The organism is Actinoallomurus sp. CA-142502 (assembly GCF_050936355.1).
GTDB lineage: Bacteria > Actinomycetota > Actinomycetes > Streptosporangiales > Streptosporangiaceae > Actinoallomurus > Actinoallomurus iriomotensis.
This window is the reverse complement of sequence record NZ_JBNJMY010000001.1, coordinates 4,495,120-4,507,247: the sequence shown is the minus strand read 5'-3', so window position 1 is coordinate 4,507,247 and position 12,128 is coordinate 4,495,120. Positions and strand designations below refer to the sequence as shown.

The 12,128-nt window shown below is 69.8% G+C and carries 9 protein-coding genes; 5 read left to right on the top strand and 4 right to left on the bottom strand.

Annotated features, from left to right (window positions below; genetic code table 11):
- Positions 1 to 20: 20 nt before the first annotated feature.
- Together ACQEV1_RS21650 and ACQEV1_RS21645 are read right to left on the bottom strand one after the other, a co-directional pair.
- Positions 21 to 722 carry a hypothetical protein gene (locus ACQEV1_RS21650; protein WP_433395583.1) on the bottom strand — a complete coding sequence of 234 codons (702 nt, stop codon included), beginning with the start codon at positions 720 to 722 and terminating at the stop codon, positions 21 to 23.
- A 277-nt stretch (positions 723 to 999) separates the two neighbouring features.
- Entirely contained in the window at positions 1,000 to 2,466 is a 1,467-nt protein-coding gene (locus tag ACQEV1_RS21645; protein ID WP_433395581.1) for a glycoside hydrolase family 76 protein, read from the bottom strand.
- A gap of 232 nt (positions 2,467 to 2,698) precedes the next feature.
- Between ACQEV1_RS21645 and ACQEV1_RS21640 the strand changes: the two genes are divergently transcribed.
- The 5 genes from ACQEV1_RS21640 to ACQEV1_RS21620 are packed head-to-tail and all read left to right on the top strand — an operon-like array spanning position 2,699 to position 8,073.
- Positions 2,699 to 4,738 (top strand): CocE/NonD family hydrolase, encoded by a 2,040-nt coding sequence (locus ACQEV1_RS21640; protein WP_433395579.1) that lies wholly within the window; start codon positions 2,699 to 2,701, stop codon positions 4,736 to 4,738.
- Entirely contained in the window at positions 4,738 to 5,634 is an 897-nt protein-coding gene (locus ACQEV1_RS21635; RefSeq protein WP_285619803.1) for a glycine betaine ABC transporter substrate-binding protein, read from the top strand. Before ACQEV1_RS21640 ends, ACQEV1_RS21635 begins: the two co-directional genes overlap by 1 nt.
- Positions 5,635 to 5,666: 32 nt before the next feature.
- A complete protein-coding gene (locus ACQEV1_RS21630) occupies positions 5,667 to 6,683 on the top strand; it encodes an ABC transporter ATP-binding protein (RefSeq protein WP_285619804.1) in 1,017 nt (338 codons plus the stop codon).
- A complete protein-coding gene (locus ACQEV1_RS21625; protein ID WP_433395576.1) occupies positions 6,680 to 7,402 on the top strand; it encodes an ABC transporter permease in 723 nt (240 codons plus the stop codon). Before ACQEV1_RS21630 ends, ACQEV1_RS21625 begins: the two co-directional genes overlap by 4 nt.
- Complete coding sequence (locus tag ACQEV1_RS21620; RefSeq protein ID WP_285619806.1) at positions 7,402 to 8,073, top strand: ABC transporter permease; 672 nt, start codon at positions 7,402 to 7,404, stop codon at positions 8,071 to 8,073. The genes ACQEV1_RS21625 and ACQEV1_RS21620 overlap by 1 nt, the downstream gene beginning before the upstream one ends.
- Before the next feature lie 56 nt (positions 8,074 to 8,129).
- Here ACQEV1_RS21620 and ACQEV1_RS21615 read toward each other — a convergent pair whose 3' ends face one another.
- Entirely contained in the window at positions 8,130 to 11,390 is a 3,261-nt protein-coding gene (locus ACQEV1_RS21615) for a GH92 family glycosyl hydrolase (protein ID WP_433395573.1), read from the bottom strand.
- A gap of 176 nt (positions 11,391 to 11,566) precedes the next feature.
- Positions 11,567 to 12,019 (bottom strand): hypothetical protein, encoded by a 453-nt coding sequence (locus ACQEV1_RS21610; RefSeq protein WP_285619809.1) that lies wholly within the window; start codon positions 12,017 to 12,019, stop codon positions 11,567 to 11,569.
- Between the last annotated feature and the right edge of the window lie 109 nt (positions 12,020 to 12,128).

Genomic DNA, 12,128 nt, shown 5'->3' with positions numbered 1-12,128 from the left:
GAAGATACCTACCAGAAGGGTCACTTGGCGAGGCGGACGCTGTGGACCACCTTGTCCATGTCCGCGTCGCTGAGGGCACCCGGTTGGCCCGTGTGGACGTAGAGGACGAACCTGAGCGAGCCGCCGCCGGTCACCGGCAGCGCGACCATGTGGATGGTCGTGCCCGTTGAGCCGCAGTTGTCCCTGTCCGGGGCCGTCGTGACCCGGGCGGTGATCTGTTCGACCCATCCCCCGCTCCTGAGCTTCATCCTCTGCGGGGCGCCGATGCTCTGCCGCGGGGAGGCCTGCTTGCGGGCGGCGGCCTTCGCCCACATGCGGGCGCCCTGGACCACCGAGTCCTTGACGCTGTCCACGTCCGACGCGCGGAAGCCCGCGCCGCCGAGTCTGCAGTCGCCTTTCTCGGACTCCGCGCTGTAGTCCACGGCGGTCTCGGGGACGGCGCTGCCGTCGTCCAGGCCGATCATGCTGCCCTCACCCTTGTTCTCCCAGTCGGCCGGCACGTCGTACGACAGGCCGTTCTTCTGGGAGGCCACGATCACCTGCCAGCCCGGCACCGTCGGCGGGAACTGGTTGGTCGGCGTGGGCGTGGGGGTGGTTGTCGCGGGAGGGCTCGGCGTCGGCGCGGCGCTCGTCGGGGCCGCGGCCGGGTGCTCGTCCCCGCCGGTCGTGAGCACGATGACGACCGCGCCGACGACGACAAGGAGGGCGACGGCGGCGATCACCCCGATCAGCGGTCCCCGGCTCCGGCGCGGCGGGATCGGAGGCGGGAAGCCCGGCCCGCCGGGCGGGGGAAAAGGCGGTCCTCCGGGAGTTGGCCCCTGGGGTGGCGGTGCTCCGTAGACCACGAACTCTCTCCTATTCGGCTGTCTCGGACGCGGCGTGATCCGGACGGCCGTACGCCGACCGGATCACGCCGGATGTCCTGCTTCCGCACATCCCCCGATCCGATGCTTGGACTCGTGGATCACCGCGCGGGTTCCGTCCCGGAGCCGGAGGCCGTCACGTGCCGCCGGCGGCGGTGGCGTTCATCAGGTCCACGGCGCTCTGCTGACGGGCCGCGTCGGTGGAGTCCAACGGCCCGGCCCAGTGATAGCCGTACTGGTCGAGGGCGTTGCGGTCGTGGGCGTACGCCGAGTCCGCCTGCCGGTTCAGATAGGCGGTGTACGGGTGGTCGCCGAGCGCCTTGTTGAGCGCGGCCAGCCCGCGCGCGTACACGCCCTTGAACGACGGGCCGTCCGCTCCCCCGTTGGACTGCGGTTCGCCCGGGTCGGCGAGGATGCCGTTCGGGTTCAGCGCCGGGTCGGTCGTGGAGGCGTCGGCGAGCCCGCGCGCGGAGGTGAGCAGGCTCGCGTCCCCGGTGGCCCGGTACAGCTCGGTGAGGCCGGTCAGGATGACGCCCTGGTTGTACGAGTAGACCGGCTGGCCGTTGTTCTTACACGTCGACAGGTCCAGGCCGTCGTTGATCAGGTGGGAGGAGTTGATCATTCCGGAGGCCTTGAACCACGACCACTCCTTGGTCGCCAGGTTCAGGTAGGCCGTGTCGCCGGGGATGCGGTTGTGCAGGGCGGCTGTCAGCTGCAGGTACAGCTCGTTGGGGATGGCGTTCTTGTAGTCGCGCTGGGTGCGCCAGTAGACGCCGCCGCCGCAGACGCCGTCGGCGTAGGACGTCATCCAGTCCGCGTCGGCGCGGGCGGTGTTCAGGTAGCGGCTGTCGCCGGTCAGGTCGTAGGCGTCCACCCAGGCCAGGCCCCACCAGCCGGTGTCGTCCAGGTAGTCGTTGCGGAACTGCCCGCCCTGCGCGGACAGGTTGGCGTCGTACGTCGTGGCGACCGCGTACTTGTAGCTGCCCATTCCGCTGACCCGGATGTTGTCGATGATCGCGGTGAGCGCGTTCGCGGAGTTCCACCAGTTGGTGGTGGCCCACAGCCCGGTGCCGTTGCCGTAGAACTCCATCAGCGCGGTGGCCGCGGCGGTCGACCGGATGCCGGCGTTCCAGGTCGTACGCGCCCACGGTGTGCAGGCGATCTCGGCGCGGTCGCCGGCCTTTCCGCAGGCGCGGATCGCGCCGACGCCCCGGTTGTTCCAGTCGTCGACGTTGTACATGAGCGTGCGCCGGCCGCGCTGACCGCTCGGGACCGTGGTGTCGCCGAGCCTGCTGCCCTGGCTCCAGCTCCGGCCGCCGTCGAACGAACGGTCCAGCCACACCTCGTCGCCCGGGTTGCCGGTGTCGATGCTCCCCCAGGCCATGTCGTCGGCGTCGTCGAGATGCAGCACGATCCGCCGCGAGTAAATGGTGGCCTGGACGGGCGTACGGTCCCCGACGGTGAGCGCGGGGTCGCGACCGTCGCAGTACCGGTCGCAGATCGACGCGGCGGCCGCACTCGCACCGGTCGGCGCGGAGATCACGACGGCCACGAGCGGCAGGAGGGCCGACAGCAGGAAACGAGCGGTCCGCGATAACGACATGATTGACTATTGACGACAGAATCCGTCAAGTCAATGACCGAGTCGCCCGCGAGCGGGCTCGCTGTCGCCGCCATGAAGCGGTTCCCGCGTCGCACGGAAGGCGACGGACGCTCGTCGATCCAGGCCACAGCACTGCGGTTCCGCCGGAGGCCGGTTTTGGTCCGCCCGAAGATACCTGGCAAGATACGCCGATATTGCGGACTTGCCCCCTGGCCGATGGAGGATGCGGTAGGTGTCGAACTCGAGTGCCACGGCGGACAGCACACCTTCGGTCCGGGTCCTGCGACACGTATGGATTCCGCTGGCGGACGGCACGCGCCTCGCCGCGCGGATCTGGATGCCGGCCCACGCCGAGCGCCGACCGTGCCCGGTGATCCTCGAGTACATCCCCTATCGCAAGAATGACTTCACCGCCGCGCGGGACAACAGCCTCCACGCGCAGTTCGCCCGCGCCGGGTACGTCTCCGTGCGGGTCGACCTGCGGGGCAGCGGCGACTCCGACGGCCAGATGCAGGACGAGTACGCGCAGCTGGAGCTCACCGACGGGGTCGAGGTCATCGACTGGCTGTCGAAGCAGCCGTGGTGCGACGGAAACGTCGGGATGATCGGCAAGTCGTGGGGCGGCTTCAACGGTCTGCAGATCGCCGCGCTCCGGCCGCCCGCGCTGAAGGCCATCGTCACCGTCTGCTCGACCGACGATCGCTACGCCGAGGACGTGCACTACACCGGCGGCGCGCTGATCGCCTCCGAGATGCTGCCGTGGGCCTCGACCATGCTCGCCTTCAACGCGCGGCCGCCGGACCCCGCGGTCGTCGGCGCCGGCTGGCGGGAGCAGTGGCTGCGGCGGATGAACGACACTCCGGCCTACATCGAGGAGTGGCTCGCCCACCAGGAGCGGGACGCGTACTGGAAACACGGTTCGGTCTGCGAGGACTACGGCGCGATCGAGGCCGCCGTCTTCGCGGTGGGCGGCTGGTACGACTCCTACTGCGGTGCCGTGCTGCGCCTGCTCGAAGGGCTGGACGCTCCCGCGCGCGGCCTCATCGGGCCGTGGGCGCACAACTACCCGCACCAGGGCGTGCCCGGGCCTGCCATCGACTTCCACGCCGAGGTCATCCGCTGGTTCGACCAGTGGCTGCGGGGCCGGGACACCGGCGTGATGGACGAGCCGGCGCTGCGCGCCTGGATGCCCGAGTGGGCGGCGCCCGGTGCCGATCTCGACGAACGGCCCGGACGCTGGGTCGCCGAGGACGCCTGGCCGTCGCCGCGTCTCGACGCGGGCGAGTACCCGCTCGCCGGGGACAGCCTCGGCCCGGCCATCCGCACCGACCCGCGAAAGGACGCCGAGATTCCGCTCGAAAGCCCGCGCACGGTCGGGGCGTACGGCGGAAGCTGGCTGCAGTTCGGTGACGCCGCCGGGCAGTTCCTGCCGCAGGGCGCCGATGACGGCCTGTCCCACACGTTCACCTCGGACCCGCTGGCGGAGCGGGTGGAGATCCTGGGCGTCCCCTCGGTCGGCCTGCGGGTCACCGCCGACCGGCCGGCCGCTCTTCTCGCCGTACGGCTGTGCGACGTGGCGCCGGACGGCTCCTCGCGGCTGGTGACGCGGGGGCTGCTCAACCTCACCCACCGGGACGGGCACGAACGGTCCCGGCCGCTCGACCCCGGCCGGGCGTACGACGTGACGGTGCCGTTGATCGCGACCGCGCACGCCTTCGCCACCGGCCACCGCATCCGCGTGTCGGTGTCGGCGGCGTACTGGCCGCTCGCGTGGCCGTCGCCGGAGCCCGTCACCGTGACGCTGTCACCCGGTGGCCCATCAGCCCTCCACCTGCCCGAACGCCCCGGCCGGCCTGAGGACGCGCGGCTGCGCCCGTACGGGCCGCCGCTCGCCGACCCGCCCGCCCCCATCCGGCAGGAGCCGGGAACCTCGGATCGTACGGTCCGGTACGACCCCGTCGCGGGCCGGATCGAGATCACGCTGCGCGGGGACGACGGCCGCTTCACCGACCTCACCGACGGCGGATACCGGCGAGCGGACTCGGTCGACCGCTTCACCCTGACCGAGGGCGACCCCGCGTCGGCTCTCGTGGAGTGCGAGCGCACCGAGGAGATCGGCCGCGGTGAGTGGCGCACCCGGATCGTCACCTACAGCCGGATGAGCGGTGACGCGGAGGCGTTCTCGGTGAGCAACGGTCTCACCGCCTACGAGGGGGACGAGCGCGTCTTCCATCGGACCTGGAACGCCGTCATCCCGAGGACGGGAGTCTGATGAGGCGCCGGACCTTCCTGACGGGCGGACTGCTGGTCGCGGCGGGCGCCTGCGTCGGCGCCTCCGCCTGGTCGGTAGCCGGCAGCGGACCCACGATCACCATCGGTTCCAAGGAGTTCAGCGAGTCGTGGGTGATGGGCGAGCTGTACGCGCAGGTGCTGACCGCCCGCGGGTTCCGGGTGGCGCTCAAGTCCAACGTCGGCAGCGCCACCCTCATCGACCGTGCCGTACGGAGCCGGGAGCTCGACCTGTACCCCGAGTACACCGGCGTGATCCTGCAGAGCCTGGCGACCGCGAAGACACTCCCGGACACCGCGGAGGGCACGTACGCGGCGGCCAAGCGCTACGAGGAGACCCGCGGGCTGACCCTGCTCGCGTCGACGCCCTTCCAGAACCGCAACGCCGTGGCCGTACGCACCTCGGACGCCCGGCGGTACAACCTGCGGACCATCGCCGACCTGACACGCATGGGCGACATCTCGTACGCGGAATATCCGGACAACATCACCGGCCCGCTCGGCTACGACGCGATCGTCAAGGCCTACGGCCTGCACCGGATGAAGGTACGGCCGCTGAACATCGGCCTGCAGTACCCGGCGCTGCAGACCGGCAAGGTGCAGGCCGCCGACGTGTTCACCACCGACCCGCAGCTGCGCCACTACGACTTCACGATCCTCGAGGACGACAAGCACGTGTTCGGCTTCCAGAACGTGGCGCCGGTCATCCGCCGGCAACTCGTCGAGCGGTACGGGACCCGGCTGACCGAGCCGCTCGACCAGGTCGACGCGCTGCTCACGGAGCCGGCGATGCAGGCGCTCAACGAGGCCGTCGCGATCAAGCGCCTCAGCCCGGCCGAGGTGGCCCGCCGGTTCCTCGTGGCCAACCACCTGACGTGAGCCGCGTCTCGCGCCCGCCGACGGACGTACGAATGGAGAAGGACCTCATGGCGAACCAAGGGCAGAGCGCGGCCGAGATCGTCTTCGACCGGGCGACCAAGGTGTACCGAGGCGCCCCGGCCCCCGCCGTGGACGAGCTGTCGATGACGGTGCCGGCCGGAGAGATCTGCGTGCTGCTCGGTCCGTCCGGCAGCGGCAAGACGACCGCTCTGACCATGGTGAACCGTCTGGTCGAGCCCACCTCGGGCGACATCCGCATCGACGGCGTCAGCGTGGCCGAGCAGGACGCGACGGGCCTGCGCCGCCGCATCGGCTATGTCATCCAGCAGATCGGGCTGTTCCCGCACATGACCATCGAGGAGAACGTGGCCACCGTGCCGCAGGTCCTCGGCTGGAAGCGGGACCGCATCCGGGACCGCGTACGCGAGCTGCTCGACCTCGTCGGGCTCCCACCCCGGGAGTACGGCGGCCGCTATCCGGCTCAGCTGTCGGGCGGGCAGCGGCAGCGGGTCGGAATCGCACGGGCGCTCGCCGCGGACCCGCCGGTGATGCTCATGGACGAACCCTTCGGCGCGCTCGACCCGATCACCCGCGAGCACATGCAGGATGAGTTCCTGCGGCTGCACGAGCAGGTCCGCAAGACCACCCTCTTCGTCAGCCACGACATGGACGAGGCGGTCAAGATGGGGGATCGCATCGCGATCTTCCGCGAGGGCGGCCACCTGGTGCAGTACGACGCCCCCGAGCGGATCCTCACCGCTCCCGCCGACGACTTCGTCGCTCGTTTCATCGGAGCCGACCGGGGACTCAAGGCGCTCACCCTGCGGCGTGTGGGCGACCTTCCGCTGGAGCCCGCGGACGCCACGCCGGACACGGCGCCGCTCGCGGCCACGGAGACCCTCCACACGGCCCTGTCCGCGTTGATGACGTCGGGTACGGACCGGCTGCCGGTCGCGGACGGCGACGGGCGCCTCGTCGGGACCGTGACCCTCGACCTGATCCGCGCGGAGGCCGGACGCCCGGCACCGCACGAAGGGGAGGTGGCATGATCGCCGCCGCCGGACCCCACCCGGTGATTCCGGACTTCGGCCCGGTCAGCCGCTGCGTCCAGGACAATGGCTTCTTCTGCGCCGACTGGTTCACCGCCAACTGGGACAGCGTCTTCTGGCCCGCCCTGGTCCAGCACGTCCGGCTCACCGTCATGGCGGTGGGGATCGGTTTCGTCCTCGCCTTCGCGGCCGCCCTGCTGGCCCACTTCAAGGGCTGGCTGGAACGGCCGGTCGGCGGGTTCACCGCGTTCCTCTACACGATCCCGCCGCTGGCGCTGTTCGAGCTGCTCGTCCCGGGCACCGGCGTCTCGGTGCTCACCGTCGAGATCGCGTTGGTCGCCTACACGCTCATGGTGCTGTTCAAGAACACCCTGACCGGCCTGCGCGAGGTGCCACCCGACGTCCGGCGGGTCGGCGAGGGGATGGGGCTGACGCGCCGGCAGATCCTGGTGCGGATCGAACTGCCGCTGGCGATCCCCTCGATCCTCAGCGGGCTGCGGATCGCGACCGTCACCACCATCAGCACCGTCGAGATCGCGGCGTTCATCATCGACCAGGGGCTCGGGTCACCGATCCTGCAGGGTCTGCAGTCGCCCTTCAACACCCAGTTCGTGGCCGCCGGCGCCCTCGCCGTCGCACTCGCGCTCGCCGCGGACGGCCTGATCGTCCTCGTCGGCCGCCTGCTCACCCCGTGGACTCACGCGCGTAGGGCCGTCTGATGAACACCTTCCTCGACAGCTTCACCTTCATGGGCGGACATCTCGGCCTGCTGCTCGGCAAGGCCTGGAGCCACCTCGTGCTCTCCGCGGCGGCCTTCGTGGTCGCGCTGGTCATCGCCGCCCCGCTGGGCATCTGGCTCGGCCACCGGCGCAGGGGCGGCTTCATCGCGATCAGCGTCTCCAACGTGGGCCGCGCGCTGCCCAGCCTCGCGCTCATCGCGATCTTCCTCGGCCTGCTCGGCATCGGCTTCACCAACGTCCTCGTCGCGTTGGTGATCATGGCGGTGCCGCCCATCCTCACCAACGCCTACCTCGCGGTGGAGCAGGTGGACCCCGACCTCGTACGGGCGGCTCGCGGAATGGGTCTCACCCCATGGCAGATCCTGTTCCGCATCGAGCTGCCCCTCGCGCTGCCCGTGCTGTTCACCGGCATCCGCATCGCGGTCGTGTACGTCATCTCCAGCGCCACGCTGGCCGCCGTCGCCGGCGGCGGCGGTCTGGGCGACATCATCCTCAACCAGGTCGCGTACGGCCTGTCCGGCGTGATCGCGGCGGCCCTGTGGGTCGCGGTGCTCGCCCTGGTGGCCGACGCGCTGCTCGGCATGGTCCGCAAGCTCCTCACCCCACGCGGGGTCCGGCACCTGGGGAACGACGGCGCTTCGTCCCGCTGACCCCCGGCACGGAAAAGGCCGGGGCCGTCATCGGCCCCGGCCTTTCGGCTACCGGGTCAGCCGGCCGCGATGGCGAAGACGCCGATCGAACCCTGGCTCAGGGACGGCGGCAGGGTCACGCTGGCGACCGTCTTTCCGCTGCTGATCGGGATGGTCTGGGCGAAGACGTACGTCTTCACGTTGTCCTTTCCGCTCGTGTGGTTGCGGTATGCGGCGGTTCCCGCGATCACGTTTCCGAACGACGGCGTGCCCTTGCCCGCCGACAGGGTCCAGTCGCTGAAGCCGAGCGACGCCGTCGACGTCGACCCGTCCGTGTACGTGATCGTCGCCGTGCCGGATGAGCCTTCCGTGCCCGCGTTGTACGCGCTGCCCAGGAAGCCCAGCTTCGTCGCTCCCGCGGGGGCGCTCACCGGGATGGTCTGGCCGCCCACCGTGATGTTGTCCGGTTTGCCGGCCGCCACGTCGGGCCACTGGTAGGTCAGGCCGCCCGCGGTCACCGAGGCGCCCGGCGTCAGGCCCGCCGCGGTCAGCGCCTGCGACGAGTAGCTCCATCCACCGCCGTCATAGTTGGCGGAGGACGGGGCGCTGTCGTCGCTGATGCCGGTGTTGTCGTAGAACGGGCCCAGGTCGCCCGGCTTGGCCACGATGACCGACAGCGACACCGGCAGGATCTTCCCCGCCGCGCTGGTCAGAGTGAACTTCACCGGATAGTTCCCGTCCACGTCACCGGCCGCCACCGTAAGGTCCGCGCTCGCGCTGCCGTCCGGTGACACCTTGAGTGTTCCGCTCGACGGGCTGACCGTGACGCCCGACGGCGCCGTGGCGGTCCACTGCACCGACTGGTCGGCCGAGGCGACCGACTTGACCGTCAGCGTCGTCTTCGCCGACTCGCCCGGCGAGAGGATCAGCGACGACGGGTTCGTCGAGCCGATGGCGGCGAACGTCGGGCCGTACGACGGCGGGGCGTTGTCCGCCCCGGTCCCCCACGACGTCTCCGTCGGGCTCATCGTCCAGTCCAGCGTCGCGCCCTTGGCCAGCGTCGAGAACGGCACGTACAGCTTGCTGTTCGCCTTCCCGTTGAGCTTCATCGACTTGACGTAGTACTCCGACGGCGAGGCGTTCGGAGCGTTGATCTTGATGGTCTTCCCGCTCGGCAGCGAGATCGTCGCGTGCGGGAAGCCGGGGCTGCCGAAGACCAGCGTGTCGCTGCCCGGGTTCTCCGGGTACATCCCCAGCATCGACCAGACGAACGCGGAGCTGTTCGCGCCCAGGTCGTCGTTGTCCGGCAGACCGGACGGGCCGGGCAGGTAGAGGCCGTACCGCAGGGTGTTGGCGGCCTGCTGAGCCCCTGCCGGGTCGCCCGCGTAGTCCAGCGCGTACTCCTCACCGAAGCTGAACTCGTTGGACAGCTGGGCGTACTCGCCGTACCCGTCCGGCCGGGACAGGAACTTGCGCAGCGCCGGCTTGACCTTCGACGAACCGCCCAGGAGCGAGAACAGACCGGCGTAGTCGTTCGGCACGTCCCAGAGGTACTCCTCGGCGCTCCCCTCGATGTAGTGGCTCGTCGTCGACGGCGTGATGCCGCTGAGGAACGCACCGTTGGTGAGGCGTGGCGTCAGCAGGCCCGTCGAGGTGTTGAAGACGTTCGCCCAGTTGTTCGCGCGGTCCTGCAGCTTCGCCGCGTTGGCGGAGTCGCCGAGGGACGCCGCGAAGCGGGACAGCGCGAAGTCGGCGTTGTCGTACTCCAGCAATGAGGACACCTGGGCGTGCGGGTTGCAGCAGCCGTACGTCCCGTCCTCCGGCATGTAGCCGTACTTCTCCTCCAGCGCCTCACCCGGCCGTACGTCATTGACGGAGTAGGCCTGCTTGAGCATGTCGGCGAGCGCCGTCTTGCCGTCGAAGTCCTTCGCGCCGAACGCGTAGTAGTCCGCGATCAGGGCCGTGCCCGGGTCGCCGGCCATCACCCAGTTGTCCAGGTGGAGGTAGCCCCACTGCTGGATGATGCCGTTCTCGGCGTAGTAGTTGACCTGGGACTGCGCCTGGTCGCTCGCCTCCTTCGGCGTCAGCATCGCCTGGAGCTGGGCGAGCGAGTGGTACGTGTCCCAGCCGGAGTACATGCCGTACTGCTGCTTCTGGCTTCCCGACACCGAGTGCGTCTTGACGTCGGAGCCCATGAACTGGCCGTTGACGTCACTGGTGATGTTCGGCTGGAGGAAGTCCTTGTAGAGCAGGCTGTAGAACTCCTGGGTGGTCGCGGTGGAACCACCGGACACGTTGATCCGGCCCAGCAGGCTGTTCCAGGACTTCTGCGCGGCCTTCTTGACCGCGTCGAAGTTCCAGCCCGGGTTCTCCGTACGCCAGTTCAGGTTCGCGTTGTCGGCGCTCACGTACGAGATGCCGACCTTCGCCTGGACCGTCGGGGTCTTGGTGGCGTCGAACCCGACCGACACCGCCTGCGGGCTCGAACCCGATCCCGTGATCACCTTCGACGTGGTGAACGGGTGGTCGAAGACGATGTCGTAGTACACCGTGTACTGGTGCGAGTCGCCGCAGAAGCCGCCGCTCGTGTCCGAGCCCTTGATCTCGTTGGTGCCGACGATCCGCGCGCTGGACGCGGAGTCGCCGTTCTGGCTGTCCATGAGCTTGATGAGGAAGCCGGCCTGCGTGGTGGACGGGAACGTGAAGCGTCCCATCGCGCTGTGCGGCGTCTCGGTCAGCTGCGTGGTGATGGTGTCGGGAAGGTTGCTCTGCGCCGAGTAGTACCCGGCCTGGGCGACCTCGCCGGCGTTGGTGAAGGCGGTGGTCGCGTCGTTCGGGTCGCCGCTCGGCAGGTCGCCGGTGATCGGCAGGATCGGCACGTCCTGCGCCGCGCCGCAGCCGGGACCGCTGACGTGCGTGAGGCTGTAGCCGGTGAGCTCCTCGTCACCGTAGTTGTAGCCGCCGCCCGCGTTCCGGTGCGGCATGGTGTCGGGGCTCCACTGGATCATCCCGTACGGCACGTCGGCGCCGGGGAAGGTGTTGCCGCCGCCGGTGGTCCAGGTACGCGTGTCGACGAGCGTCGCGGGGTCGCTCACGGACGCGAGGGTGGAGGTGTCCTTGGCGGCCTTCGGCAGTGCCTTGGCCGCAAGGGGTTTCGGGCAGTCGATCAGACGCCCGTCGGCCGCCTTGGCGCAGGTGACCGTACGAGCGTTGCGAAGCTGGGATTCGGTGCTGGGTGAGGGTTTCGGGCCCTGCGCCATGGCGGGCAGGCCGCTGCCGAGAACCACTGCCGTGGCGAGTGCCACCGCGGTCGCCAGGCGCGCCGCCGGTCGCCTCATGTGCTCCCCTTCCGGAGTCAATGACAACGTTGTCAACCCGGGGAATCGTGATCCTTCACCAGAAAACGGTCAACCCAAAGGGAGGTAAAGAACGCCCCGCGTCCTCAACCGGACACGGGGGTGGACAACGCCGACCGGATGCCTCTTATGAATGGTTCACGGACGGGATCCCGTCGTCACCGAGCCGGACGCCGGACGCGGGTGGACGCTTCGACGAACGCCTCCAGCCGCTCCTGCAGGGCCGCCGCGGCCGATGCCGCCTCACGCAGCACTCCGATGGCCGCGTCGACGCCGAACGCGCGGTCCTCGCCGATGCGGTAGACCTCTCTGGGCGGGGAGATGAGCGTCACCGGCACCGGCGCCCGGACCTGGAACAGGAAGCGATAGCTCCAGTCGTCCCCGTCGTCGACGAATTCGATGGCCACTTCCGCGTTCTGCGCGGGAACCAGAATTCCGGGCTGTTTCTGGGCACAGCGCACCAGCGCGGCGACGGCGTCCTCCTGGCCGGGTTCGCGCGGCCGCCAGTCCATGCCGAGCTGCGGCGTCGACGCGAAGTCGGAATCGAAGTCGGAATCGTCGTCACCGCCGTTCAGCCCGGCGAGCTCATAGGCAATGATCAGGCCGGTCACCCAGTCACGCGCCGCCTCCTCATCGAGCCGGAAAGATGTCATTTTCAGGGTCCGTTCTCGCGGTTGGGTGATCGCTCGCCGTCGTCGTTGTACCCGTCCGGCTCTTCCT

Excerpts from the sequence above, each read along its gene's own strand:
- ACQEV1_RS21625 (WP_433395576.1), top strand. The coding sequence starts at position 6,680 with ATGATCGCCGCCGCCGGACCCCACCCGGTGATTCCGGACTTCGGCCCG.
- ACQEV1_RS21615 (WP_433395573.1), bottom strand. The coding sequence starts at position 11,390 with ATGAGGCGACCGGCGGCGCGCCTGGCGACCGCGGTGGCACTCGCCACG.
- ACQEV1_RS21645 (WP_433395581.1), bottom strand. The coding sequence starts at position 2,466 with ATGTCGTTATCGCGGACCGCTCGTTTCCTGCTGTCGGCCCTCCTGCCG.
- ACQEV1_RS21620 (WP_285619806.1), top strand. The coding sequence starts at position 7,402 with ATGAACACCTTCCTCGACAGCTTCACCTTCATGGGCGGACATCTCGGC.
- ACQEV1_RS21630 (WP_285619804.1), top strand. The coding sequence starts at position 5,667 with ATGGAGAAGGACCTCATGGCGAACCAAGGGCAGAGCGCGGCCGAGATC.
- ACQEV1_RS21635 (WP_285619803.1), top strand. The coding sequence starts at position 4,738 with ATGAGGCGCCGGACCTTCCTGACGGGCGGACTGCTGGTCGCGGCGGGC.